19 protein-coding genes are annotated in these 24,947 nt (G+C 70.0%); 8 read left to right on the top strand and 11 right to left on the bottom strand.

Features of this window, described 5'->3' with window-relative positions; translation table 11 throughout:
* Positions 1 to 251: 251 nt before the first annotated feature.
* Positions 252 to 1,859, bottom strand: coding sequence for a putative bifunctional diguanylate cyclase/phosphodiesterase (locus tag AC792_RS15310; protein ID WP_082177807.1), 1,608 nt, complete (start codon positions 1,857 to 1,859; stop codon positions 252 to 254).
* Between the two features lie 30 nt (positions 1,860 to 1,889).
* Positions 1,890 to 2,624 carry a hypothetical protein gene (locus AC792_RS15305; RefSeq protein WP_049831353.1) on the bottom strand — a complete coding sequence of 245 codons (735 nt, stop codon included), beginning with the start codon at positions 2,622 to 2,624 and terminating at the stop codon, positions 1,890 to 1,892.
* 210 nt (positions 2,625 to 2,834) lie between these two features.
* Here AC792_RS15305 and AC792_RS15300 point away from each other — a divergent pair, with 210 nt between their 5' ends.
* Positions 2,835 to 3,989, top strand: a complete 1,155-nt coding sequence (locus AC792_RS15300) for a glutamate--cysteine ligase (RefSeq protein WP_049831352.1) — start codon at positions 2,835 to 2,837, stop codon at positions 3,987 to 3,989.
* Between the two features lie 10 nt (positions 3,990 to 3,999).
* Here AC792_RS15300 and AC792_RS15295 read toward each other — a convergent pair whose 3' ends face one another.
* From AC792_RS15295 to AC792_RS15280, 4 genes are read right to left on the bottom strand one after another with little or no spacing between them, the layout of a single operon-like run.
* Positions 4,000 to 6,699: a beta-galactosidase gene (locus AC792_RS15295; protein ID WP_152916279.1), complete on the bottom strand. Its 2,700-nt coding sequence runs from the start codon at positions 6,697 to 6,699 to the stop codon at positions 4,000 to 4,002.
* Positions 6,696 to 7,616: a carbohydrate ABC transporter permease gene (locus AC792_RS15290; protein WP_049831351.1), complete on the bottom strand. Its 921-nt coding sequence runs from the start codon at positions 7,614 to 7,616 to the stop codon at positions 6,696 to 6,698. The genes AC792_RS15295 and AC792_RS15290 overlap by 4 nt, the downstream gene beginning before the upstream one ends.
* On the bottom strand, positions 7,613 to 8,599 hold the full coding sequence (locus AC792_RS15285; protein ID WP_049831350.1) for a carbohydrate ABC transporter permease: 987 nt from the start codon (positions 8,597 to 8,599) through the stop codon (positions 7,613 to 7,615). The genes AC792_RS15290 and AC792_RS15285 overlap by 4 nt, the downstream gene beginning before the upstream one ends.
* Before the next feature lie 19 nt (positions 8,600 to 8,618).
* Positions 8,619 to 9,911 carry an ABC transporter substrate-binding protein gene (locus AC792_RS15280; RefSeq protein WP_049831349.1) on the bottom strand — a complete coding sequence of 431 codons (1,293 nt, stop codon included), beginning with the start codon at positions 9,909 to 9,911 and terminating at the stop codon, positions 8,619 to 8,621.
* Between the two features lie 162 nt (positions 9,912 to 10,073).
* On the opposite strand from AC792_RS15280, the gene AC792_RS15275 reads away from it, so the two are divergent.
* Positions 10,074 to 11,057, top strand: a complete 984-nt coding sequence (locus AC792_RS15275; protein ID WP_049831348.1) for an acetylxylan esterase — start codon at positions 10,074 to 10,076, stop codon at positions 11,055 to 11,057.
* Between the two features lie 78 nt (positions 11,058 to 11,135).
* Here the strand turns inward: AC792_RS15275 and AC792_RS15270 are convergent, their stop codons facing one another.
* The 4 genes from AC792_RS15270 to AC792_RS15255 all read right to left on the bottom strand — a co-directional run bounded on the left by AC792_RS15270 (position 11,136) and on the right by AC792_RS15255 (position 17,760).
* Positions 11,136 to 13,712 (bottom strand): rhamnogalacturonan lyase, encoded by a 2,577-nt coding sequence (locus AC792_RS15270; RefSeq protein ID WP_049831347.1) that lies wholly within the window; start codon positions 13,710 to 13,712, stop codon positions 11,136 to 11,138.
* A 127-nt stretch (positions 13,713 to 13,839) separates the two neighbouring features.
* The gene (locus AC792_RS15265) at positions 13,840 to 14,997 is read right to left on the bottom strand and encodes a mannitol-1-phosphate 5-dehydrogenase (protein ID WP_049831346.1); all 1,158 of its coding nucleotides are present in this window, start codon (positions 14,995 to 14,997) and stop codon (positions 13,840 to 13,842) included.
* Positions 14,997 to 16,973: a PTS mannitol transporter subunit IICBA gene (locus AC792_RS15260; RefSeq protein ID WP_049831345.1), complete on the bottom strand. Its 1,977-nt coding sequence runs from the start codon at positions 16,971 to 16,973 to the stop codon at positions 14,997 to 14,999. The genes AC792_RS15265 and AC792_RS15260 overlap by 1 nt, the downstream gene beginning before the upstream one ends.
* A 58-nt stretch (positions 16,974 to 17,031) precedes the next feature.
* Entirely contained in the window at positions 17,032 to 17,760 is a 729-nt protein-coding gene (locus AC792_RS15255; protein WP_049831344.1) for a TetR/AcrR family transcriptional regulator, read from the bottom strand.
* Positions 17,761 to 17,918: 158 nt separating this feature from the next.
* Here AC792_RS15255 and ptsP point away from each other — a divergent pair, with 158 nt between their 5' ends.
* Both ptsP and AC792_RS15245 read left to right on the top strand, forming a co-directional pair.
* Complete coding sequence (gene ptsP, locus AC792_RS15250) at positions 17,919 to 19,604, top strand: phosphoenolpyruvate--protein phosphotransferase (protein WP_049831343.1); 1,686 nt, start codon at positions 17,919 to 17,921, stop codon at positions 19,602 to 19,604.
* A 156-nt stretch (positions 19,605 to 19,760) separates the two neighbouring features.
* Positions 19,761 to 20,801: a LacI family DNA-binding transcriptional regulator gene (locus tag AC792_RS15245; protein ID WP_049831342.1), complete on the top strand. Its 1,041-nt coding sequence runs from the start codon at positions 19,761 to 19,763 to the stop codon at positions 20,799 to 20,801.
* A 46-nt stretch (positions 20,802 to 20,847) separates the two neighbouring features.
* On the opposite strand, the gene AC792_RS15240 is transcribed toward AC792_RS15245, so the two are convergent.
* Complete coding sequence (locus tag AC792_RS15240) at positions 20,848 to 21,072, bottom strand: hypothetical protein (protein ID WP_049831341.1); 225 nt, start codon at positions 21,070 to 21,072, stop codon at positions 20,848 to 20,850.
* A gap of 196 nt (positions 21,073 to 21,268) precedes the next feature.
* Here AC792_RS15240 and AC792_RS15235 point away from each other — a divergent pair, with 196 nt between their 5' ends.
* The 4 genes from AC792_RS15235 (at position 21,269) to AC792_RS15220 (ending at position 24,938) form a co-directional block, all read left to right on the top strand.
* Positions 21,269 to 21,553 (top strand): hypothetical protein, encoded by a 285-nt coding sequence (locus AC792_RS15235; RefSeq protein ID WP_049831340.1) that lies wholly within the window; start codon positions 21,269 to 21,271, stop codon positions 21,551 to 21,553.
* 159 nt (positions 21,554 to 21,712) lie between these two features.
* Positions 21,713 to 22,897 carry a Gfo/Idh/MocA family protein gene (locus AC792_RS15230; RefSeq protein ID WP_049831339.1) on the top strand — a complete coding sequence of 395 codons (1,185 nt, stop codon included), beginning with the start codon at positions 21,713 to 21,715 and terminating at the stop codon, positions 22,895 to 22,897.
* Complete coding sequence (locus tag AC792_RS15225) at positions 22,894 to 24,048, top strand: dihydrodipicolinate synthase family protein (RefSeq protein WP_049831338.1); 1,155 nt, start codon at positions 22,894 to 22,896, stop codon at positions 24,046 to 24,048. The genes AC792_RS15230 and AC792_RS15225 overlap by 4 nt, the downstream gene beginning before the upstream one ends.
* Positions 24,045 to 24,938, top strand: coding sequence for a sugar phosphate isomerase/epimerase family protein (locus tag AC792_RS15220; RefSeq protein ID WP_049831337.1), 894 nt, complete (start codon positions 24,045 to 24,047; stop codon positions 24,936 to 24,938). The genes AC792_RS15225 and AC792_RS15220 overlap by 4 nt, the downstream gene beginning before the upstream one ends.
* The last annotated feature ends 9 nt before the right edge of the window (positions 24,939 to 24,947 follow it).

Below are 24,947 nucleotides of genomic sequence, written 5' to 3'. Positions count from 1 at the left end.
GGGCGGGGGGCCGCCAACCCCCGGTAGCCAGGTGCGCCCACCCCGGGGCGGGAGGGCGGGGGGAGTGGGGGGGGAGAGGCCTGGTGGGGCGTGGCTGGTGCCGGGTTGTGGGGAGGGGTTTTTGTGGAGCGCGGGGCTGGGAGTCTGGGGCGCGCGGCCAGGGAGAGGCAGAGGGTCAGTGCTTTGTTCAGGGGGGACCCACCACATTGTGCCCCCCCCCCCCCCCCCGGCCAGCGCGCGGGCGGGAGAGACTACACCGCCACGTCCCGGGCGGCGTCGTCGTCGGGAGACGCAGTGGCGTCCACGGGGTCCACGGCGGCGAGGAGGAGGGCTGCCTCGAGGGGATCCCGTGGGCTCGTTTCCGCACCTCGGTTCCTGAGCCAGGTGTCGAGCTCCGCTGCGGGAACCGGGCGGGACATGAAGTAGCCCTGCGCGACGTCGCAGCCGAAGTCGGTGAGCGCGCGGTAGGCCCGTGTGTCCTCGACGCCCTCGGCGGTCATCTCCAGACCGAGGCTGTGCGCCAGGTCGATCGTGGAGACCACGAGCGCCGTGGCACGGGCGTCGTCCATCATGGTGAAGATGAAGGACCTGTCGAGTTTGAGCTCGTCGATGGGCAGTTCGCGGAGGTATGACAGCGAACTGTAGCCCTTGCCGAAATCGTCCACGGCGATCCGCACACCCATGTCCCGGAGGGCCGTGAGCGTGGTCCTGGCCCGTTCGCGGTCCGCGATCAGGACGTCCTCGGTGATCTCGAGGACCAGCGCCGAGGGCGGGAGTCCCCGGCTCGCGATCATCTCCTCGATCTCGTCCGGCAACTGCGAATCCATCACCGAGCCGGCCGAGAGGTTCACCGCCACGGACAACGGGCGCCCGTCCGCCGCCCACATCGCGGCCTGGTCGAGGGCCTGCACCAGCACAGCGGTGGTCAGTGCCGGCATGAGACCCGTCTCCTCGAAGCGCTTCAGGAAGGTGTCCGGCTGCAGCATGCCCAGGCGGGGGTGGTTCCACCGCACCAGTGCCTCCACGCCCCGCACCTGCGCCGTGGCCAGATCCACCTTGGGCTGGAAGTGCAGGATCAGCTGGTTCTCGTTCAGTGCCTCGTTGAGCTCCTGGACGTCGAGCAGCTCGTGGGAGGCGATCTCGGCGTTGCCGTCCGAGTACACGGCGTGTCCGCAGTGGTTCGACTTCGCCGCGTACATCGCCATGTCCGCCCTGCGCAGGAGCAGGTTCAGGTCGTCCCCCTGCTCCGGGGCCCAGGCGATCCCCACGCTCGCGTTCACGTGGACGGTGACCCCGCCGAGGTCGAAGGGCCCGGCCAGCGCCGACCGCAGCTCGACCGCCGTCGCCTCGGCCTGATCCGGTCCGCAGTCGGCGAGGTGGACCACGAACTCGTCCCCGCCCATCCGGGCGAGCAGATCCTCCTCCTGGAGCCCGCCGGCGAGGCGTCCGGCCACCTGGACGAGGAGGCGGTCGCCGACGTCGTGGCCGAGGCCGTCGTTGATCTCCTTGAACTTGTCGAGGTCCAGGAGCAGCACGGCACTGCGCCGCCGGCCGTTCGCGTGCAGCCGTGCGGGCATGTCCGTGTAGAGCGCACGCCGGTTCAGGAGCCCGGTCAGCTCGTCGGTCCGTGCCTGGTGGTTGGCGTGCGACAACCGGAGCCGGTGCCGGAAGACCAGCGGCAGCGCAGCCAGCGCCAGTGTGAGAGCGGCGAACACCACGGCGAGCAGCACGACCTCCCGCTGGGACGCCAGGACGAGGACGGCCAGCCCGGCGACCGTGGCCAGTGCCGGCACCGTCTGCGACGGCAGCGCGATCCGCTGCCCCGTCCGATGTCCGCGCCCTCGGTTCTGCAGTACCACCCAGGCGCTGACGAGAGCCAGGGCCGCAGCTCACACCGCGTCCAGGAGTGTGCCGACGGTGTACTGCCCGCTCACCCGCATGAGCACGAAGGCGACGTGACCGCCGGTGAATGTGATGAGCCCCAGGACGAGGAACGCCCACCCCTCACCGATCACGCTCCCGGTGGTGACCACGATGCCGATGACGGCGGCCACCGCCAGGAGGTTCAGCAGTGGGTACCCGACCGCGAGGACCTGACCCGCCGTGGACAGGGCATCCAGGGAGGTTCCCAGCACCGGGCCGATCACGAGGGAGAGTACGGCAGCGGTGCCGAGGGAACCGACCACGCTGTCCAGGATCACCGGCCAGGTCATCTCCCGGACCCTGTCACGGATCACCCCCACGATCGCGGTGATCAGCAGCAGGTAGAACCCGACATACCCGAGGTCCGCCGGCGAGGGAAGCGGCACACTCTCGCCGGCTGCGGCACGCACACCGAAGTAGAGGGTTCCCATCATCCAGCACGAGAGGGCGCAGGCGGCCAGCACGACGACGGGGCGCCTCCCCCACCCGCGACCCACCATCGACCACGCCACGATCACGGGGACGGACATCGCGACGAATCCCACGGCGAAGTCGGTCACGAGGCTGAACCCGTCCGATGTCCGGAACAGCAGACCGAGCGCGTACCCGACGGGAGGGACGAACAGCAGGACACACAGCAACCAGGCACGGCGCCCCTCGGTCTGCCGCCCCGTCCGGATTCGTTCCCGGCGATCACCCACGCAGATCATCCTTCTCGGCCCGGTTCGTTCTTCGAGGAAACTATCGGCCCGTCCTGCGAACCTGTAAGGATCCCCCGCACTACGGCCGCGTTCTCACCCCGGGAGCGGACACGCATGGCACGTCCGCTCACTACACTGGGGACCAGTTCTCTCCGCGACGGCAGGTGCCGAGGTACGAGACACCGATCCCCCAGTCCGAGGAGCCATGCCTTGACCATCGAGTTCGCGCAGTCCGCCCAATCCACCCTCGGCGTGGAGTGGGAGCTGGCGCTCGTGGACCGCTCCAGCGGCGAGCTGGTCCCCGTGGCCACCGAGGTGCTGCGGGAGATCCGCGCCAACCATCCGGCACTGCAGGACGACGACGAGCACCCGCACATCAAGCAGGAGCTCCTCCTCAACACCGTGGAGCTGGTCACCGGCGTCTGCACCACGGTCGGCGAGGCGAAGGAGGACCTCACCCGTTCCATGGCAGCGGTCCGCGAGGTCACCGACCGCCTGGGCGTGGAACTCTTCTGCGCCGGCTCCCACCCCTTCAGCGCCCCGCGGTCCCAGCAGGTCACCGACAAGGAGCGCTACGCGAAGCTGATCGACCGCACGCAGTGGTGGGGGCAGCAGATGGTCATCTACGGGGTCCACGTGCACGTGGGGGTGGACTCGCGGGACAAGGCGCTCCCGATCGTGGACGGCCTCACGAACTACTTCCCGCACTTCCAGGCGCTCTCCGCCTCCTCCCCCTTCTGGTGCGGGGAGGACACCGGCTACGCCTCGCAGCGCGCCCTGATGTTCCAGCAGCTGCCCACCGCCGGGCTGCCGTTCCACTTCGACGACTGGGCCGGCTACGAGTCCTACGTCCAGGACATGTTCACCACCGGGGTGATCGACTCCATCGGGGAGATCCGCTGGGACGTGCGCCCGGTCCACAACCTCGGCACCGTGGAGATGCGGGTGTGCGACGGCCTGTCCACCCTGCAGGACGTGGGCGCGGTGGCCGCACTGACCCAGTGCCTCGTCCAGGAGTTCTCGGACACGCTGGAGGCCGGCGGGAGGATCGCCACCATGCCTCCCTGGCACGTCCAGGAGAACAAGTGGAGGGCCGCACGCTACGGCCTGGATGCCATCATCATCCTCGACGCCGCCGGTAACGAGCAGCTCGTCACCGAGCACCTCGCGGAGGTCCTGAACCGGTTGGAGCCCGTCGCGGCCAGGCTCGGGTGCAGCGCCGAACTCGCCGACGTCGAGGCGATCATGGAGCGCGGCGCAGGGTACCAGCGGCAGCGGCGCATCGCCGAGGAGCACGGCGGCGACCTCCGCGCCGTCGTCCTGGACGTCGTGCGGCAGCTCCGGACGGGGACCTCGCGACCCTAGACCGGTTGCGTCAGGACGGCGGGGCCTCCGTCAGCACCAGGGCGTAGCCGAACGGTTCGAGGGCCACTCCCCGGACGGCCTCGCCGGTGGACGCGTCCCGCCCCTGCACCTCGATCTCCGCGCGCTCCGCCCCGTGATTGATGACCGTGACCAGGCTTCCACGCCGGACGGCCTCGACCATCGGGGGCAGATCGGGCAGCACCGGCGCCACGCCCGCGGCGTCGAACACGTGCTCGAGGAGCTGCCGGGCGCCGTCGGCATCGGGGACCGTGGCCACGTAGTACGCCGTGCCTGCCCCGTGGACCCGCGAGGTGACGGCGGGCCGGCCGTCCTGCCGGTTCCCGCGGAACACCGCCAGCACCTCCGCGTCCAGCACCTCGGCCTCCAGCACCTCGGCCTCCTCCGCGAGGAGGGACCCGGGGAACGCGAATCCGGTGCCACCCACCTCCGCCCGCTGCTGCCCCGGCCCGTCCGTGCCCGGGGACACCAGTGCCCCGAAGTCGTGGACGCGAATTCCCAGGAGGTCACGGAGCTGGGTCCCGAACCCGCCCGCCCGGAACCTGTCGTTGCCGTCCACCACGTCGCTGAACGCCGTGACCAGCAGGTGCCCGCCCTGCTCCACGAACCGTGTCAGGTTCCGGGCCGCATCCTCGGTGAGCAGGTAGAGGTGTGGTGCCACCACCGCGCTGTACCGCGAGAGGTCCGCGGTGGGCGGCAGGATGTCCACCTGTACGTGCAGGCGGTGCGCGGCGTCGTACCAGCCCCGTACCAGCGAGAGGTAGTCGAGCGAGACGGGGTGGTCGGGGCTCTCGATGGCCCACCAGTTCTCCCAGTCCAGCAGGATGGCCACGCGCGTGGTGCCCGGATCCGCGCCGAGCTCGGGGAGCTGTCCCAGTTCCGCGCCGAGCGCCGACACCTCTCGCCAGGTCCGCGTGTCCGTCCCGGCGTGCGGCAGCATCGCCGAGTGGAACTTCTCCGACCCTGCACGGGACTGGCGCCACTGGAAGAAGAAGATGCCGTCGGCCCCGCGGGCCACGGCCTGCATGCTCTGGGCGGCCATCTGCCCGGGTGCCTTCGGTGCGTTGGACGGCCGCCAGTTCACCGCGTTGGCCGCCTGCTCCATCAGCAGCCAGGGGGTTCCCGGCTTCAGGGACCGCATGAGATCACCGTGGAAGGCGCCCTCGCGGAAGCCTTCCGGATCGTTGGGGTCCGGGTAGAGGTCATCACTGATCACGTCCAGTTCGGCCGCCCACCCGGCGTAGTCCACCGGCTTGAACGCGCCCATGAAGTTGGTGGTGATCGGCTGCGCGGCGCCGGCGGCGCGGATGATGTCGCGCTCCATCCGGTAGCACTCGAGGAACATGTCCGAGGTGAAGCGCCGGTAGTCCAGCAGCTGACCCGGGTTGTGGCTGTAGGGGGCGTGCCGGGGCGGGAAGATCTCCGCGAAGGAGCTGTAGCGCTGGGACCAGAACATGGTGCCCCAGGCCTCGTTGACGGCGTCCACCGAGCCGTGGCGCTGCTCCAGCCAGGAGCGGAAGGCGTCCCGGGCGGAGTCCGAGTAGTCGATGTTCAGGTGGCAGCCGTACTCGTTGTTCACGTGCCACAGCACCACGGCGGGGTGTCCCGCGTAGCGCTCGGCGAGCTTCGTCACGAGGTTCGCGGCCAGGCGCCGGTAGTCGGGCGAGGACGGCGCGTAGTGCTGGCGGCTGCCGTGCCAGTAGGGCGTGCCGTGCTCGTCCGCCGCGAGGAGCCCGGGGTAGGCCACGGTGGCCCAGGGCGGTGGTGACGCCGTGGCCGTCGCGAGGTCGACGGCGATCCCGCCGTCGTGGAGCAGGTCGATGACCCGGTCCAGCCACTCGAGGTCGAACTCGTGCTCGGAGGGCTGGATCCGGGCCCAGGAGAAGATCCCGAGGCTGACCATCGTCACCCCGGCCTCCTGCATCCTGGCCACGTCCTCGGGCCAGACGTCCTCCGGCCACTGCTCGGGGTTGTAGTCGGCGCCGTAGTGCACGGGAGTACTCCTGGGATCGGGGGCGGGGGAAGAAGTGGGGTTGCGGGTACGCGAGGGGCGTCGGGCGCGCTGGGGCCGTGCGCGGACGGCCGTGGTCAGGGCGGCGAAGACGAGGCACCCGATGCCGGGGACCACCAGGGGCGGTAGCTGCCACGCCGCCACCACCGTGAGCAGCACCGCGACGAGGAGCCAGAGGACACCGGGCGGGTCGGTCCGCGCATCCTCGAGCCAGGAGCGCCCGGCTGCCCGCCAGGACCGCGCGTCCTGCCAGCGGGCCGTCGTCCCGGTGAGACCCACGAGCAGTGCCACCAGGACCAGGATCCCCCCGCCGAGGACCACCTGCCACCCGGGGAGCAGTTGCGCGTTCGCGATGACGATGTTGACCACCAGGACGGCGACACCGAGCACGGAGATAAGCCCCACGAGCCAGCCCGTGCGCAGCGCCGAGCCGAAGTCCGTGAAGAACGCCCGCGGAGGCGACGTCTCGGCCCGCAGGAAGCGACGCAGATGTGCCGATCCTGCGGCGCAGGCAGCCGGCAGGGTGATGAGGGCGAGGCCGGTGAGGCAGCAGAGCACACCCACCCACAGCACTTCGCCGAACAGGGCGAACTTCGCCGTGGCGCCGGGCCAGCGGAGGGCACTGCCGTCGTGGGCGGCGGCGCTGCGCGCCCTGGCCTCCTCGCGCCGGCTGCGGCTCATCCCTTGAGGCCCTGGGTGGCCACGCCGGTGATGAGGAAGCGCTGGAAGATGATGAAGAAGAGCATCACGGGTACCAGCGCGAGGACGGCGATGGCGACGGTGGCACCGTAGTCCGTGGTACTCGTCTGGTCGTTGAAGATGTTCAGGGCCAGCGGCAGCGGGTACTTCTCCGGGGTGTTCAGGTAGAGCAGCGGCCCGAGGAAGTCGTTCCAGCTCCAGATGAAGGCGAAGATCGAGGAGGTGATGAGGGCCGGCTTGATCAGGGGCAGGGTGATGGAGAAGAAGATCCGCGCGTGGCCGCAGCCGTCGATCCGCGCGGCCTCGTCGAGCTCCCGCGGGAGGTTCCGGATGAACTGCACCATGAGGAACACGAAGAACGCCTCGGTGGCGAGGAACTTGCCCGCGAGCAGCGGCCAGTAGGTGTCGATCATGCCGAGGTTACGGAAGATGATGTACTGCGGGATGATCAGCACGTGGAACGGCAGCAGGAGCGTGCCGATCATCGCGGCGAAGAGGACGGGGCCTCCCCTGAAGCGGATCCGCGCGAACGCGTAGGCCGCCATGGAGGAGGAGATCACCGTGCCGATGACGGCTCCGATGCCCAGCACCACCGAGTTCGCGAAGAACCGCCAGGTGGGGATGCCTGCGATCCCCTGCAGCACCTTGACGAAGTTCTCCACCGTGGGGTTCTCCGGGAAGAAGCCCTGGTTGCTGCCGAACTCCGAGCTCGGCTTGAAGGAGGCCGAGACCATCCACAGGAGCGGGTAGAGGACCAGCGCCGAGAGCGCCAGGATGCCCACGAGCCACACGACGGTGGGGACGTGCCGGCGCATCGGGCGGCGCCGGGGTGCGGGTTGCGTCCCGTACTCGGGATCGGCGGGGACGGGGACCGCAGGGTTCGATTCGATGGTGGTCACTTGGAGTCTCCTGCGTAGTGGACCCAGCTCTTGGACGTACGGAACAGGACGAAGGCGAGGACGCCGACCGCGAGCAGCAAAACCCAGGCCATGGCCGAGGCGTAGCCCATCTGCCGGTCCTGGAAGGCCCGCGCATAGAGGTAGACGGTGTAGAAGTTCGTGGCACCGCCGGGACCGCCCGTGCCCGACCCGATGATGTACGCGGAGGCGAAGATCTGGAAGGCGTTGATCATCTCGAGCAGCAGGTTGAAGAAGATCACCGGTGAGAGCATGGGCACGGTGACGCTGACGAACTTGCGCCAGGCACGGGCCCCGTCCACGGAGGCAGCCTCGTACAGTTCGGCCGGCACACCCTTCAGGCCGGCCAGGAAGATCACCATGGGGGCGCCGAACTGCCAGACCGCCAGGAGGATCATCATGGGCATGATCAGGGAGGGGTTCCCGAGCCATCCGCCGAGGTTGATCCCGAAGAAGCTGAGCGTCCCGTCCACGGGGCCGTCCGTGGAGAACATGGCACGCCAGACGAGGGCGATGCTGACGCTGGCACCGATCAGGCTGGGTGCGTAGAAGGCCGAACGGAAGAACCCCGTACCGCGTGCCCTGTAGTTCAGCAGCATGGCGACGGCGAGCGCGGCGGCCAGCTTGATGGGTGTCCCCACGAGCACGTAGACGAGCGTGATGCGCACCGATCCCCAGAACCTGTCGTCACCGGCCATCCGGGTCAGGTTGTCCATCCCGGTCCAGACGGGGGCACGGAACAGGTTGTAGTCCGTGAACGCCAGGTACAGGGAGATCAGCATCGGGCCGAGGGTCAGTCCGATGAATCCCAGGAGCCAGGGGGACAGGAAGATGTAGGCGGCGACGTTGTCGCGGTTGCGGGCCCTGCGTGTCCCGGGCGCACCCGTCCGGCGGGTGTCCGCCGGACGGGTGCCGGATGCGGCGGTGCTGCCTGATGTTGGCGCGTGCGCCGAATCCGTGGCCATGATCGAGGTCCCTGTCTGCCTAGTTGCCGAGCGTGACGGCGGCTTCGTCGAAGAACTGCTTCGCCGCGTCCTCGGGCGTGATCGCGCCGAGGCCGATCGACTTCCCGAGCGTCCAGAAGGTCTGCTCGATGCTCCCGTAGCCGGACACCGGGGCCGCCGGTGCTTCGCCGAGACGATCCGAGATGGAATCCAGGTAGTCCTGCACGGCCTTGTCCGGGCCTTCGAGGTTGGCCCCCTCGAGCTGGGTGGACGACGCCGGGATGCCCAGGGTGGCACCGAAGATCTCGCCCACCTCGGGGCTGTTGATGAGGAAGTCGACGAACGCCGCGGCCTCCGCGGGGTGCTCCGTCGTCGCGGACGCGGCCTGCATCAGGCCCACCTTGCGGTACAGGTCCTTGACGTCCGGGGCGCTCGTGGGCGGGGCCACGATCGTGATCTCCTCGGCCCCGGAGTCTCCCAGGTACCCGCCGAGGAAGTTGCTCCAGCTCATCTCGCTGGTGGTCAGGCTGCTACCGAACCCGGAGACCGGGTTGATCTCCTCGAGCCTGCTCTGCGGGATGGTCACGTCGTCGCGGTTGTCCTGGCCCTTCTGCCAGTGCTCGACGAGCTCCTCCTGGGTGAAGTTCAACTCACCCTCCTCCGTGAAGAGTTCACGGCCGTCCTGGCGCAGCTCCAGCTCGAGGTCCTGGATGCGCTGGGTGTAGTCGGTGCCGCCCCACACGGATCCTCCACCGGCCTCGGTGACGGATGCCATGTAGGCGTCGTAGTCGTCCCAGCTCGTCCCGCCCTCGTAGGGTTCGACGCCGACCTCGGCCAGCAGGCCCGGGTTCTGGAACACGGACCAGGCGCTGTATCCGGTGGGGATGGCGTAGGTGCCGTCGTCGAGCTGCCCCGTGACCAGGAGGCTCTCGTCGATGTCGTCCGTGGTGATGCCGCTGCCGAAGTAGTCCTCGAGGTTCAGGAGCAGTCCGTTGTCGGCGTACTCACGGAGGTAGGTGAAGTCGAACTGCATGACGTCCGGCAGTCCTCCGCCGGCGGCCTCGGTCTGCCGCTTCTCCCAGTAGGAGGGGTAGTCGGAGAAGGTCTCGTTGATCGTGATGTTGGGGTACTCGTCCTCGAAGGCGGCGATCGCCTCGGTATAACGTCCGGCGCGGTCGTCGTTGCCCCAGAAGGTGTAGTTGAGCGTGATCGCCTCGTCGGTCTCGAGAGCTGCGGGTTCCCCGCCTCCGCCCCCGCACCCGGTGAGGGCCAGCCCTGAGACGGCCAGGGCCGCGACGCCGGTCAGCGTGCGGTGTGAGAGTGTGCGGAACATCGTTGTCCTCCTGGGAAACTTCTTCGTCAGCCATCGTGGAACGCCAGTGGGAAAGCGTTGTCCGCCAGCGTAGGTTGAATCGTATCAATCGTCAACCGAAAAGGTGACCGGCATCACGGTACCGCCGCCCGGATCGTCCCGGGTCGTGGCAGGATGCACCCCATGCCCTTCTTCGACCTGCCCCTGCCCGATCTCCGGCGCTACCTGCCCGAGCGGGACGAACCCGACGACTTCGATGCGTTTTGGGACCGCACCCTCGACGAGCAGCACCCGCACCTCAGGGCGCCGTCCTTCGAGGAGATCGACGCCGGGTACACCCAGCTCGTGACCGAGGACGTCACCTTCGCAGGATACGGCGGGCACCCCGTCAAGGGCTGGATGCTCACGCCGCGTCATCTTCCCGGTCCGCTGCCCACCGTGGTCACCTTCATCGGCTACGGCGGGGGCCGCGGCCTGCTCGGGGAGTGGACGGCACTGCCCAGCGCGGGCTATGCGCACTTCGTGATGGACCTCCGCGGGCAGGGCGCCGGTCATCGCACGGGTGACACCGCGGACGGCCCGCTGGCGGGCCCCCACGCCGGCGGCTTCATGACCCTCGGTGTCCAGGACCCCCGGACGTACTACTACCGCCGGCTCTTCGTGGACGCCGTGCATGCCGTCGCCGCCGCGCGGTCCCATCCCGCCGTCGATCCCGCCCGCGTGGTGCTCTCCGGAGGCAGCCAGGGTGGCGGGATCACCCTCGCCGCTGCGGGGCTCGTGCAGCGCTCCGGGAGCGCAGCCCCGGCCGGGGCGATCGTGGACGTCCCGTTCCTCGCCCACATGCGGCACGCCACCGAGATCACGGACTCCGCCCCGTACGCGGAGATCGTGCGGTACCTGGCGACCCGCAGGAACGATGTCGACGCCGTGTTCCGCACGCTGAGCTACTTCGACGGCGTCAACTTCGCCGCCCGGAGCACCGTCCCGGCGCTGTTCTCGGTGGGGTTGCAGGACGACGTCTGCCCGCCGTCCTGCGTCTTCGCGGCCCACAACCACTACGCGGGGCCCAAGCAGATGAAGGTGTACCCCTACAACGGGCACGAGCAGGGTGGTGCCTTCCAGGACGTGGAGCACCTCCGGTTCCTCCGGGAGGTCCTCGGGCAGTAGGACGCAGCACGCGGCAGGCACGCCACGGGCCGGGGGTGCCGGCATCCGCACCCCCGGCCCGGGACCGGCTGCGGGCTCCTACCGCAGCATCGAGAGGATCACCGTGCCGTGGTGGGTGAGGACGTCCCGCACCCCGGGAGACACGGCCTTGGTCTTCTGCTGGTTCAGCCGGTCGAGGAACTTCTCCATCGCCTGGACGGCCATGCGCGACTGGTCCCGGGCGACGGCCCGCTGCGCCTGGTCCAGTGACGCCTGGAGCTGCCGTGCGACGGGACCGGTCACCCGGCCGTCCGCGATCAGCTGGTCCAACCGCGCCTGCAGGGCGGGCAGCGCACCGGGCAGGAAGACGTCCGGGACGGGGACCTCGGTGAAGTCCGTGTCCGAGGCGAGGTAGAAGCCCGTATACGCGGGCTGATTGTACACCGTGTTCTGCCGGGCGATCTCCGCGCGGTACTGGGGATCGTGCATCAGCGTGTACAGCTTGCGGTCCGTGACCTCGGTGCTCGTGAAGATCCGGATCGCCGAGCTGTCCGCCGTGCGCACCAGCAGCTCCTCGCGCCAGTCGCCGAGGATGTCCGCCACGAGGGACGGATTGCCCTTGGTGCCGTTGTTGGTCCGGGTGCCCGTGGCTGTCAGGAGACGTCCACGCCGTACGTCGTCGATGGTGACGTCCTGGTCCGCCGTCCCGTTGACGAGCTGCGTGGTGCCGTCCGCCGCCCACCGGATGCTCATGTTGGTGCCGGGTCCGTTGCCGGGCAGGAGCTCACCGGAGGCGGAGCGCAGGCCCACCGCCCAGTTCTCCAGCCCGCGTGTGGCGGGGTCGATGTCCCCGATCATGCCGCGACCGGTGTCCTTGCCCGTGTACCCGCCGAAGAGCACCTCTCCGGTGGCGGCGTCCCGCATGGCCCAGCCGTACGGTGCGTACGCACCGCCCTCGTGGACGGTGAAGATCTCCAGGCCCGGGCGGTCCGGGTCGATGTCCGCCACGTGCATGGCGTCCCCGTGGCCGAGCTTGGCCACCGTCCCCGGCGCTGCGCTGCCCTCGGGGAGGACGTCGAACGAGCTGTAGAGCAGGGAGCCGTCGGAATCGATCGTGGCACTGCCGTAGACGATCTCGTGCTTGCCATCGCCGTCGACGTCGGCCGCGCTCAACGAGTGGAAGCCCTGGCCGGCGAGGGTGCCGAACTCCTCGCTGGTACCCGCTCCCCCGTGCGGGCCGTCGTTGAAAGGGTTGGTCATGGGCACGTGCCCGGAGTCCACGTGCCACTGCCGGGTGAGCTTCTTCCCGTCCCACCGGTAGGCCACGATGTTGGAGCGGGTGTAGTAGCCGCGGGCGAAGATCGCCGAGGGGTGCTCGCCGTCCAGGTAGGCCACACCCGCGAGGAAGCGGTCCACGCGGTTGCCCGGCTCGATCCGGGACATCGCGTAGTCGCCCCACAGCAGGCCGTCGTCGCCGCGTCCGGGCTCGTACGGGATGGTCTGCAGCTCGGCGCCGCTGGCGCCGTCGAACACGCTGAGGTACTCCGGCCCGTCCACGACGAAGCCCTCGAAGGCCCGCAGGTTGTTCCGTGCACTACGAGACGGTGCGTACTCGTCCATGAAGTAGTCCGTCATGGCGCGGGCATCGGCGTCGGACAGCGGGTACTGGTACCGCTGCTCGATCCCGAAGGCCTCCTCGAGGGTGGCCGGCCAGTTCCCTGCCACCACCTCCGGGTGGTCCTGCCACCCGGCGAACATGTCCACCACGTGCTCGTAGTAGCCCTCGGTGCTCAACCGGTAGTCGTCGTCGTGCCGTACGCCCGCCCTGGCGTCCGCCTTCGGCAGGGTCACGTAGTTCTCGGCCGTGACCTCCCCGTCCGGCCCGTAGGTGGTGGTCCTCGTTCCCGGCGCGGTCTTCAGCATCAGCTCGGAGCGACCGTCGCCGTCGAAGTCGGAGACCATGAACTGGGTGTAGTGGGCGCCCGAGCGGATGTTGACCCCGAGGTCGATCCGGCTCAGCAGCCGCCCCTCGAGGGTGTAGGTGTCGATGTAGGTGTTGCCCGTGTACCCGATCTGGGAGACGTCCTTCGAGTTGGAGGGATCCCACTTGACGACGAGCTCGTACCGGCCGTCCCCGGTCACGTCCCCCACGCTCATGTCGTTCGCCGTGTAGGTGTAGGCCTCGCCCGCCGGGGTCACGCCGTCGGCGGGCTTCTGCAGCGGCAGGTCCAGGTAGTCCTGTGCCCAGGGGGTCACCTCGCCACTCACCTCGACCTCCACGCCGCCGACGACGGCGCCCACGCTGTAGCGCGCGGCCGCCGCGGCCGAGGGGTCGACCACGTCCGCGTCGAGATAGTTGGTGCTGTCCGTGACGGTGGCGATCGGTTCGCCGTCGCGGTAGACCGTGAAGTCCGCCCCGGTGAAACCGGCTGCAGTGGCCCCCGTGACCTCGGTGGCCGTCAGCCGCCAGCTGAGGTGCACCCCCTCCGGGGTCAGGGCCCCCACGAGTCCGCGATCGAGGTACTCGAGCTGCACTCCCCCGATCGACGACGCCGGGCCGTGCGCCCCGCCGGGGCCCTGCGCCGCGGCGGGGACGGCGAGGGTTCCGAGGGGGAGGATGGAGCTGGTGGCCAGGGCGATGCACGCGGGGACCACTGTTCTCTTGACCGAACTCATCGTTGAATCCTTCATCTGGAAAACGTTTACCTGATCACTCTGTGCACCGCCGGCGCCGTCGTCAAGGGAGTGACACGGAAAAGGGAGCGGCCGTAGCCGCTCCCCCTCCCTGCAGGTACCATCCGCGTCAGCCCGCCCGGACCTCCGATGCACGCGCCGCCACCAGGTCGTGCACCGCTGAGAACAGCGGATGATCGGCGGTGAGACCGGTGATCGACGTCGTGGCCTCGTCCGGCTCCTGCGTGGACAGGATCTCCGCGAGCGCGGTCACCTCGGGATCGTCCTGTGCCGAGAAGGACAGCGCCGCCCGCATGGCCCCCAGCAGCGCCACGGGCTGCACGCCCGCCTCGGCGAGCTCGGCGGCCGGGCCGACGAAACGCTCCCGCCGGCTCAGCTTCCGCAGCGGAGCCCGGCCCACGCGCACCACGGTGTCGGGCAGGTGCTCGTTCGTGAACCGGGTGAGGATCTTCCGGACGTATGCCTCCTGCTCAGCCGGTTCGAACCCGTGCTTGGTGATGAGCAGCTGCTTGGTCTCCCCGAGCACCGCCTCCACCCTGCCCGCGATCCCCTCGTCCGCCATGGCGTCCGAGATCTTCTCCAGCCCCGCGGCGGACCCGAAGTATGCTGCGGCGGCGTGGCCCGTGTTCACCGTGAACAGCTTGCGCTCGATGTACGGTCCGAGGTCGTCGACGTACGTGGCACCAGGGATCTCGGGGGCGTTGCCCCCGAACGGCGTGCGGTCGATGACCCACTCGAAGAAGGTCTCCACGGTGACGTCGAGCCCCTGTCCGGGCGCCTGGTTCGGGACGATCCGGTCCACCGCGGTGTTCGCGAACACCGCCCTGGACTCCAGGTCCGCGGACGGACCCTCGTGGGCCTGCTCCACCTCACGGCGCAGGGTGTCGGTGGCGTTGATCGCGTTCTCGCACGCCATCACCTGCAGCGGGGCCAGCGCCTGGTCCCGCCGCGCGATCGCCCGGGCGATCACCGGGGCCAGGAACTTCAGGACGTTCGGTCCCACCGCGGTGGTGACCATGTCCGCCGTGGCGATCTCCGCGACGACGTCGTCCTCCTGCGAGCGGGAGTTCAGCGCCCGATAGGTGTCCACGGTCTTCACCGCGGGGTTCTCACCGACCTCGTGGACGTCGTAGCTCGGGGTGGAGGCGAGCTGATCGATCAGGGCGTCCGCGACGTCGGCGAAGACCACCTCGTACCCGGCTTCGTGGAGCAGGAGCCCCACAAAGCCGCGGCCGATGTTCCCCGCGCCGAAATGTACTGCCTTCACTAGGCGTTGACCTTCCCGAAGAGTGCCAGGACCTCGTCCACCGTGGTGGCCTCGTCCAGCTTGGCCACCTGCTCCTTGTCCGAGAAGACCCGGGCGATGGCGGAGAGGATGGTGAGGTGCTCGTTGTTGATGCCGGCGACACCCACCACGAACTTGACCTGCTTGCCGTTCCAGTCGATGCCCTCGGGGTAGCGCACGATCGAGACGGCGGAGCGCTTGATGAGGTCCTTCGCGGCGTTGGTGCCGTGCGGGATCGCGAGGAAGTTGCCCATGTAGGTGGGGACTGACCTCTCGCGCTCGTGCATGGCGGCCACGTAGCTGGTGTCCACGGCACCGCGGTCCACCAGCAGGCGGCCCGCCTCGTTGATCGCGTCCTCCTGGGTGGTGGCACGGCCCTGGAGGATCACGCTCTGCTCGGCGAGGACGTCGCCCGAGGCGGCGGCCTCGTCGTCGGCGTCCGCGGCCACCGCGGCGGGCATGGGATTCTTCGGGTCGAGCCCGCCGTCCGCCGATGCACTGGCGCGCACCAGTTCCACGATCTCGTCGTAGCGGGGGCTGCCCATGAAGTTGTCCACCGCGACGTGCGTGGCGCTCTGCGTCAGGGGCTCGGCGCGCGCGGCGAGATCCTGGTGGGTGACCACGATGTCGTAGTCGTCCTTCAGGTTCGCGATGGCGGAGTTGGTGACCTTGACGTCCGGGAACCCGGCGGCCTTGATCTTGTTGCGGAGCACCGAGGCGCCCATGGCGGAGGAGCCCATGCCGGCGTCGCAGGCGAACACGATGGTACGGATGGGGCCGTCCGTCGCCGCGGTGCCGGAGGAGAAGTTCCCGGTCACGGAGCTCTTCTTGCCCTTGAGACCCTCCATCTTCGCGGCGGCACCGGCCATGTCGTCCTCCGTGGACTTGGTGGTCTTCAGGATGACCGAGCCGATGAGGAAGGACGTGGCAGCGGCGAGCAGCACCGAGAGCGTGACGCCGACGAAACTGTCCGACGCCGTCGCGGCGTACACGGCGATGATGCTGCCGGGTGCCGCGGGCGAGCGCAGACCTGCGCCGGTGATCACGAGGGTGAGGATACCCACCATGCCGCCACCGATCACGGACAGGATCATCAGCGGCTTCATGAGCACGTACGGGAAGTAGATCTCGTGGATGCCACCGATGAACTGCACGATGATCGCACCCGGCGCCGAGGCCTTCGCCATGCCGCGGCCGAAGATCGCGAAGGCCAGCAGCAGGCCGAGGCCGGGGCCGGGGTTGGCCTCCATGAGGAAAAGGAGGGACTTCCCGGTCTCGGTGGACTCCTGCGTGGCCAGCGGGGTGAGGACGCCGTAGTTGATGGCGTTGTTGAGGAACAGGATCTTGGCCGGTTCGATCAGGATGCTGGTCAGCGGCAGGAGGCCGGTGTTGACCAGGAGGTCCACGCCGCGGCCGGCCGCATCCGTGAACAGCGTGACCACGGGACCTACCGCGAAGAGCCCGAAGAGGGCCATGAGAGCCGCGAAGATCCCCGCGGAGAAGTTGTTGACGAGCATCTCGAACCCGGGGCGGATCTTGCCGTCCCAGATGGAGTCGATCTTCTTCATCAGGTAGGCCGTCAGCGGGCCCATGATCATGGCGCCGATGAACATGGGAATGTCCGTACCCACGATCACACCCATGGTCGCCGCGGCGCCCACCACACCACCGCGGACGTCGTAGACCATCCGGCCGCCGGTGTAGGCGATCAGGAGGGGCAGGAGATACGTGATCATCGGGCCCACGAGGCCCGTGTTCGGGTCCCCGTCCGCGTTCTCACCGAAGCCACCGAGCACCCCTACGGGGGCGTAGCCGTCCTCGATGAACAGGGCCGTGATGATACCCCAGGCGATGAACGCCCCGATGTTCGGCATGATCATGCCGGACAGGAACGTCCCGAACTTCTGGACGCGGACCCGGGCACTGGTGCCCGATCTCGCTTCTGCTTGTATTGCCACTTTCCGTCCTTACGGTTGACCCCGCAGCACCGCGGGGGATCGGATTCGTTCGGAAGCGTCAGCTTCCGGACCTGCTGGAGATGCGTTGTAGCCATTCGAGGAAGAGCTTCAGTTCGGAGCTCGAGAGCTGGTCGGGGTGGGAGGACTGCAGTGCGGCATTGAGGGCGATCGCCGCCACCACCACCGAGGGCGTACCCTCCGTGTCGGTGGTCGGGTCCGCCTCCGAGTCCGTGGCCACCGCCGAGATCACGGCCTCCCGCGTCATGGCGGACAGTTCGAGGTTCCGCTTCTCCGCCGGTTCCGCGATCAGCATGAGGGTGACACCGATGTTCGCCGCGAGCATGCTGCGCGCCGCTTCCCGCGGTGTCACCACGAGTCGGGCCGCCACGGCGGCCCGTGCCAGTACCTCCTCGAGGAAGGCCTCCGCGCTGCTCACCATGGAGGACCTGCGTTCGGGCCGGATGTTGCCGAACATCACCAGGTAGAGGTGCGGGTTCCCGAGGCCGAACCGCACGTGGTTGTCCCAGTGCAGCCGGAGATCCTCGATGGGGTGACCCGATGCCGGCAGGGCCCGTTCCACGTCCAGGTACTCGGCGAACCCCTCGGCGACGACGGCGTCGAACAGACCCTCCTTGTCACCGAAGTGGTGGTACAGGGTGGGAGCGGTGACCCGTGCGGCCTGCGTGATCTGCCGGGTGGAGACGGCCTCGCCGCCCGACTCGGCGAGCAACGCCGCAGCGGCCCGGAGCAGCCGCTGCTTAGGCGCTGGTTCGCCCACTTTTTTCATGACTGCTACCGTAGCACCTATAGCGGTGTTATATGAAGTGGATCACACGACGAACTTGGCGTGGAGCAGCGCTGCGACGCGCACGGGCCGTGCGCGAGCCACCACGCGGCACTAGGGTGGTGACCGAGGTCACCAGGGCAAGGGATGGAGGACGTTCGATGGAGAATTTCGCAGGGGTCGGGGTCAGTGCAGGTCGCGTGATCGGTCCGGTCCGCCACATGCCGAAGCCGGTGGGTGAGCCCCCCGCCGGGGAGCGCCTCGAGGACCCCGAGGGTACGGACCAGGCGGTCGCCGCACTGAAGTCGGCGTCCAGGGCCGTGCAGGAGGACCTCAAGCGCAGGGCCTCCCTCGCCAAGGGTGACGCCCAGGCCGTCCTGCAGGCCACCTCCCTCATGGCGGCGGACCCCATGCTGCTGAAATCTGCCACCAAGCTCATCACCAAGGGCACTTCCCCGGCACGCGCCGTCTGGGAAGCCGGTGCCTCCGTGGCCGAGATGCTGCACACCCTCGGCGGCTACATGGCCGAGCGCACCGCCGACGTCCTCGACGTCCGCTCCCGGATCGTCGCCGAGCTCCGGGGCCTCCCGGCGCCGGGGATCCCCACGTCGGACACCCCCTTCGTGCTCGTGGCCGAGGACCTCGCCCCCGCGGACACCGCCACGCTCGACCCCACCACGGTGCTGGCCCTCGTCACCTCCGGTGGCGGCCCACAGTCCCACACCGCCATCATCGCCAGGTCCCTCGGGCTTCCCGCCGTGGTGGCGGCCACCGGCGTGGAGGGCATCGACCACGACGCCGCGGTGTTCGTGGACGGCATGGCCGGCACGGTCTCCCTGAACCCTGGCGCGGCGGAGGGGGAGGCCGCCGCGGCCTACCGGGCAGCCGCGGCGGTGCTCAGCGTCTTCGACGGCACCGGCGCGACCCTCGACGGTCACGAGGTACCCCTGCTCGCCAACGTGGGCGGCGCGAAGGATGCCGCGAAGGCCGCCGAGGCCGGCGCCCAGGGGGTGGGCCTGCTGCGCACCGAGTTCTGCTTCCTCGAACGGGACACCGAGCCCACCCCCGAGGAGCAGATCGAGGCGTACAGGGGCGTCTTCGACGCGTTCCCCGGCAAGAAGGTGGTGGTGCGCACCCTCGACGCCGGCGCCGACAAGCCCCTGCCCTTCCTCACCGACGCCTCCGAGCCGAACCCCGCCCTCGGGGTGCGCGGCTCCCGCACGGATCTCCCCCCCCCCGGTGCCCTCGGGCGGCAGCTGAGGGCCATCGCGGCCGCCGGGGCCCGGGCCACCGCCGATGTGTGGGTGATGGCCCCGATGATCTCGACGCCGGAGGAGGCCGCCGCGTTCGCCGGCCTGTGCGCCGCCGCCGGGCTCCGGACCCCCGGGGTGATGGTGGAGGTGCCGTCCGCCGCACTGATGTCCGAGGAGATCCTCGGCGAGGTCTCCTTCGCGAGCCTCGGCACGAACGACCTCACGCAGTACACCATGGCCGCCGATCGTCAGCTCGGCCCGCTGGCCGCCCTCAACAACTCCTGGCAGCCGGCGGTCCTGCGCATGGTCCGGTTGACCGTCGAGGGTTCCCGGGCACATGCCGGGGTGAAGTCCGTGGGTGTGTGCGGCGAGGCCGCCGCCGACCCCGCGCTCGCCGTCGTCCTCGTGGGACTCGGGGTCTCGACCCTCTCCATGACTCCGCGCGCACTCGCGGGCGTCGGGGCCGTGCTCGGCAGCGTGACGCTGGCGGACGCCCAGCGGATCGCCGAACTCGCGGTGACCGCCCCCACGGCGTCGGAGGCACGCTCGCGTGCCCGCGCGGAACTCCCGGTACTGGAGTCCCTGGGGCTCTGAACAGGACGGGCCGCGCGCCGCGCCGGGGGGGGGGGCGCGGGCGCCCCGGGGGGTGAGCGCGCCCCGGGGGCCCCGTTGCCGCGGGCGACAATGGCCCTTTCCCCCCAGTGGCGGGCGGGGGCGGGGGCCCGCCTCCCCCGGTCCCCAGGAGCGCACATGTCGGCACCGGCCAGCAAGAGCCCCACCACCCTGCACGACGTGGCACGGGAGGCGGGGGTGTCGCTGGCGACGGCGTCGAGATCGCTCAACGGGAGCGCCCGGAAGGTGAACGAGTCCTACCGCCTGCGGGTCCTCGAGGCCGCCGAACGGCTCGGGTACACCACGAATCTCTTCGCGCAGGCCGTGGCGAAGGGCAGCACCACCACGGTGGCGCTGCTGGTGGCCGACATCGCGGACCCCTACTTCTCGAGCATCGCCGCCGGGGTGATCGACGCCGCGAGCGCGGAGGGGCTGGTGGTCACCATCGCGGTGACCGGCAGGGACGGCGGACGCGAGCTGGAGACCGTACGGGCCCTGCGCGGTCAACGCCCGCGCGTGATCATCCTCGCCGGCTCACGGACGGCAGGATCCCCCTTCGAGGAGCGGTTGCGGGCCGAGCTGTCCTCCTTCGAGGCCACCGGTGGCAAGGTGGCGTTCATCAGCCAGGACGCCGCACCGTTCGCCACCGTGCTGCTGGACAACCGCGGTGGCGCCCGCGACCTCGCCCGCGGGCTGGTGGGGCGCGGGTACCGGAGGTTCGCCGTGATCGCCGGTCCGCAGGACCTCCGCACGGCACAGGAACGACTCGACGGCTTCCGCGACGGCCTCGCCGAGCAGGGCGTCGACCTGCCCCCGGAGCGCATCGTCCACGCGGACTTCACGCGCGACGGCGGTCACCGCGGTACGCGGGAACTCCTGGCGACGGGCATGCCGGTGGACCTGGTGTTCGCGGTCAACGACGTCATGGCCGTGGGCGTGGTCTCCGCACTGCGTGAGGCGGGACGGGATCCCGGCGGGGACGTCGGGGTGGCCGGGTACGACGACATCCCGACCGTACGCGACATCACCCCGGCACTGACCACGGTGCGGATCCCGCTCGAGGAGGTGGGCCGCCGGGCACTCCTGCTCGCCACCGGGGCGGCGACGGGGGCCGACCCCGGATCCCCACCCCTCCGTACCGAACTCGTGTTCCGCGACAGCACACCCCACCGCGGCTGATCCCGGGCGGGGTGCTCCCGCTCGCTTCCCGGCCGGCGGGCCGGGGTCAGAAGGGAAGAACCGGGTTCATGTCCGATTCCTCGCCGGCGAGCTTCCGGACGTCCTCGAGCGGCAGCTCGGAGATCTCCGCCACCACCGCGGGGTCCTCGCCGTGGTGGAGAGCCTCTGCCACGGCCTCCTGCAGCACCAGCTCGGCCCGGTCCAGCTCGAACTCGACATCCTCCTTGTCCGCCGCGGCTACGCGGATCTTCTGCAGATCGTCGTCGGTCATGACTCTGGCCACCTCACATCTCGTCGATCGGGAGCACGACGCCGGCACGGCCCACCGGCCGGCCGGGAAGGGCACGGACGGGTGGCCGGCGACGTCGTGGCCCAATCCTAACCAGAGAGCCCCACCCCCGGCACGGCTGCCGGAGCACGGCCCTGCAGGACCTCCGGTTGTCGGAGCCGGACCGTACCCTCGGCACATGACACAGACCCCGGGATGGCAGGGGATCCCGCCGGGCGCGGACCGGTTCGTCCCACCGCTGCAGCGGGCCGCTCCGAGCGAGGGCATCACGGAGCCCACGAGATCCCCGGCTCTCTGGGTGGACCTGGACTACCCGGACGGTTCCACCTCCACCAGGAAGGGCTTCGCCATGGCGTGGACCGGGACGCTGGTCCTCGCCCAGTGGATCGAGTACTCACGGGCGCGGGAGGCCTGGGTGGACGCCGCGCGCTGCCGCCGCCGGGATCTCCGCCCCGACGCCTGAGCGGCGCGCACGGCCATCCCCCGTGGCATCCGCCTCCCCCTGGGCTCGGCCTCGTTGCACCGCACTCCTTCCCTCACCGCTGTCTTCCCCTCCGCACCGTCTTCCCCTACACTTTCGGTAAACGCTTTCCAACAGGAGAGCAGTCGACGAGGAGAACCAATGTCAACGAGGACAATCGGCATCATCATGAACGGCGTCTCCGGGCGGATGGGGTACCGGCAGCACCTGATGCGCTCCATCCTCGCGATCCGGGACCAGGGAGGGGTGCTCCTCTCCGACGGCACCCGCGTCCAGGTGGAACCGATCCTCGTGGGCCGCAACGAGGCCAAGCTCGCCGAGCTGGCGGCCAAGCACGACATCGAGCACTACTCCACGGACCTGGACGGCGTCCTCGCGGATCCCCGCTGGGAGATCTATGCGGACTTCCTGGTGACCAAGGCACGGGCAGCCGCCATCCGGAAGGCGATCGCCGCCGGCAAGGCCGTCTACACCGAGAAGCCGACCGCGGAGACCGCCGCCGACGCCCTGGAGCTGGCCCGGCTCGCGGAGGAGGCGGGCATCAAGAACGGCGTGGTGCACGACAAGCTGTACCTGCCGGGCATGCAGAAGCTCAAGCGCCTGATCGACTCCGGTTTCTTCGGCCGCATCCTCTCGGTCCGCGGCGAGTTCGGCTACTGGGTCTTCGAGGGCGACTGGCAGCAGGCTCAGCGCCCCAGCTGGAACTACCGCGCCGAGGACGGCGGCGGGATCGTGGTGGACATGTTCCCGCACTGGAGCTACGTGCTGGAGAACCTGTTCGGCAAGGTGGAATCGGTCTACGCCCGGGCGGTGACGCACATCGACGAGCGCGTGGACGAGCAGGGTGCCACCTACCGGGGCACCGCCGACGACGCCGCCTACGCGGTGTTCGAACTCGAGGGCGGCATCATCGCGCAGGTGAACTCGAGCTGGACGGTGCGCGTGAACCGGGACGAGCTGGTGCAGTTCCAGGTGGACGGCACGCACGGCTCCGCCGTCGTGGGGCTGTTCGGCTGCAAGATCCAGCCCCGTAACGCCACACCCAAGCCCGTGTGGAACCCCGACATCGAGGATTCCCACGACTATGACGCCGACTGGCTGGACATCCCCACCAACGAGGTGTTCGAGAACGGGTTCAAGACCCAGTGGGAGCAGTTCCTGCGCCACGTGCTGGAGGACGCCCCCCACCCCTACGACTTCCTCGCGGGCGCCCGCGGCATGTACCTCGCGGAGCAGGGCCTCGAGAGCTCCCGGTCGGGGCGGCGCCTCGACCTCGCCGATGTGAGCACCACGTCCGCACCCCTCGAGATGGTCACCTCCGTATGATCACGCTCGTGGACGCGGACGGGACGCTCTCCGCCGTCGAGCTGGACAGCGCGCCGTCGTTCTCGAGACCGGCGTCCCCCCTGACGAGCCGCACGGTGTACGCGGCGGCGCACGTGGTGCCGCGGAGCACGGCCGACAACGTCCCCGGGGCACCGGCAGACCTGGACTGGGACGCCACCCTGGCCTTCCGCCATCATCTGTGGTCGTGGGGTCTGGGCGTGGCGGACGCCATGGACACGGCGCAGCGGAACATGGGGCTCGACGCCGCCGCGACCCGCGAGCTCATCACCCGCAGCGCGGCGGAGGCCCGGTCCGTGGGGGGCGGATTGGTGGTGGGGGTGAACACGGACCACGTCGAGGATCCCGTGATCTCCCTCGACGCCGTGATCGACGCCTACAAGGAGCAGCTGCACCTGACCGAGGACGCCGGCGCCTCCGTGGTGCTCATGGCGAGCCGGCACCTGGCCCGCGCCGCCACCACGGCCGCGGACTACGAGCGCGTGTACTCCGAGGTCCTGGCCGCGGCGGGGGCTCCCGTGATCCTCCACTGGCTGGGCAGCGCCTTCGATCCCGAGCTCGGGACGTACTTCGGCTCCGCCGAGACGCCGACGGCGTCCGCCACGCTCCTGCGGATCATCGCGGCCTCCCCGGGGAAGGTCTCGGGCGTGAAGATGAGCCTGCTGAACGCGGACTCGGAGCGCGCCGTCCGCGCCGAGCTCGAGGCCCCGGCGCGGATGTTCACCGGGGACGACTTCAACTACGTCTCGCTCATCGGCGGGGGTGCCTCGGGGCACTCCGACGCCCTGCTCGGCGCCTTCGCCGCGGTGGGGCCGCACGCCTCGGCCGCGGTCCAGGCCCTGGATGCCGGCGACCCGGACGGCTACGCCCGCATCCTCGGCCCCCCCGAGGCGCTGTCCCGCCAGATCTTCGCCGCGCCCACGTTCTACTACAAGACCGGGGTGGCCTTCCTCAGCTGGCTCAACGGGCACCAGCCCGGTTTCGGGATGGTGGGGGGACTGCATGCCGCCCGGAGCCTGCCCCACCTCTCGGAGATCGTGCGCCTCGCCAACGGGTGCGGTGCACTCGAGCACCCCGAGCTCGCCCGCGACCGCTGGCACGGGCTGCTGCGCACGGGCGGGATCACAGTATGACCGCGCCGCACGCACGCCTGTCCCTCAACCAGGCCACCATCAAGTACGCGACGCTCCCCGAGGCCCTGCGGGTGAGCGCCGACGCCGGGATCACGAGCATCGGCCTGTGGCGTGACTCCGTTCAGGCGGTGTCGCTCCCGGCAGCGGCGCAGCCCCTCACCGACTCGGGGCTCCGGCTCTCCACCCCCCGCCGGCGCGGGCTCGTCCCCGCGCCGGGGGGCGGGGCCCGCCGTGCGGCCCGGGCCGACACCCGCCGTGCCATCGAGGAGACCGCCCGGCTCGCCGCCGCCGGTGCGGACGGATCGGCGGCGGTGCTCGTGATGGTGGCCGGCGGTCTGCCGGAGGGGTCCCGGGACATCAGGGGGGCCCGCGCCCTGGTCGAGGACGCCCTCGCGGAGCTCGCCCCCGAGGCGGAGGCCGCCGGGGTGCAGCTCGCGCTGGAGCCGCTGCACCCCATGTACGCCGCGGACCGCGCCGTCATCTCCACCCTGCAGCAGGCCCTGGATCTCGCCGCACCGTTCCCGGCCGCCACCGTGGGGGTGGGGGTGGACACGTTCCACGTGTGGTGGGACCCGCAGCTCACCGAGCAGATCGCCCGTGCGGGTGCCGAGCACCGGATAGCCAGCTACCAGGTGTGCGACTGGGCCACTCCCCTCACCGAGGACGGGCTGCTCTCGCGCCACTACCCCGGCGACGGCGTGATCGACTTCGCCGCGATCACCTCGGCGGTGCAGGCGGCCGGGTACACGGGCGACATCGAGGTGGAGATCTTCAACCAGGCGATCTGGGACACTGCCCCGGATCAGGCGGTGGCGCGCACGATCGAGGGCTTCGAGAACACCGTGGGAGTGCAGCTGCGCCGTACCGGGCAGGACACACGTCCCGAGTAGCATCGGCAC

It is taken from the genome of Arthrobacter sp. RIT-PI-e (assembly GCF_001187915.1).
Classification (GTDB): Bacteria; Actinomycetota; Actinomycetes; order Actinomycetales; family Micrococcaceae; genus Arthrobacter_D.
This window is presented reverse-complemented; position numbering and strand designations above follow the sequence as displayed.

Excerpts from the sequence above, each read along its gene's own strand:
- AC792_RS15295 (WP_152916279.1), bottom strand. The coding sequence starts at position 6,699 with ATGAGCCGCAGCCGGCGCGAGGAGGCCAGGGCGCGCAGCGCCGCCGCC.
- AC792_RS15285 (WP_049831350.1), bottom strand. The coding sequence starts at position 8,599 with ATGGCCACGGATTCGGCGCACGCGCCAACATCAGGCAGCACCGCCGCA.
- AC792_RS15280 (WP_049831349.1), bottom strand. The coding sequence starts at position 9,911 with ATGTTCCGCACACTCTCACACCGCACGCTGACCGGCGTCGCGGCCCTG.
- AC792_RS15275 (WP_049831348.1), top strand. The coding sequence starts at position 10,074 with ATGCCCTTCTTCGACCTGCCCCTGCCCGATCTCCGGCGCTACCTGCCC.
- AC792_RS15270 (WP_049831347.1), bottom strand. The coding sequence starts at position 13,712 with ATGAGTTCGGTCAAGAGAACAGTGGTCCCCGCGTGCATCGCCCTGGCC.
- AC792_RS15255 (WP_049831344.1), bottom strand. The coding sequence starts at position 17,760 with ATGAAAAAAGTGGGCGAACCAGCGCCTAAGCAGCGGCTGCTCCGGGCC.
- ptsP (WP_049831343.1), top strand. The coding sequence starts at position 17,919 with ATGGAGAATTTCGCAGGGGTCGGGGTCAGTGCAGGTCGCGTGATCGGT.
- AC792_RS15245 (WP_049831342.1), top strand. The coding sequence starts at position 19,761 with ATGTCGGCACCGGCCAGCAAGAGCCCCACCACCCTGCACGACGTGGCA.
- AC792_RS15240 (WP_049831341.1), bottom strand. The coding sequence starts at position 21,072 with ATGACCGACGACGATCTGCAGAAGATCCGCGTAGCCGCGGCGGACAAG.
- AC792_RS15235 (WP_049831340.1), top strand. The coding sequence starts at position 21,269 with ATGACACAGACCCCGGGATGGCAGGGGATCCCGCCGGGCGCGGACCGG.
- AC792_RS15230 (WP_049831339.1), top strand. The coding sequence starts at position 21,713 with ATGTCAACGAGGACAATCGGCATCATCATGAACGGCGTCTCCGGGCGG.
- AC792_RS15225 (WP_049831338.1), top strand. The coding sequence starts at position 22,894 with ATGATCACGCTCGTGGACGCGGACGGGACGCTCTCCGCCGTCGAGCTG.
- AC792_RS15220 (WP_049831337.1), top strand. The coding sequence starts at position 24,045 with ATGACCGCGCCGCACGCACGCCTGTCCCTCAACCAGGCCACCATCAAG.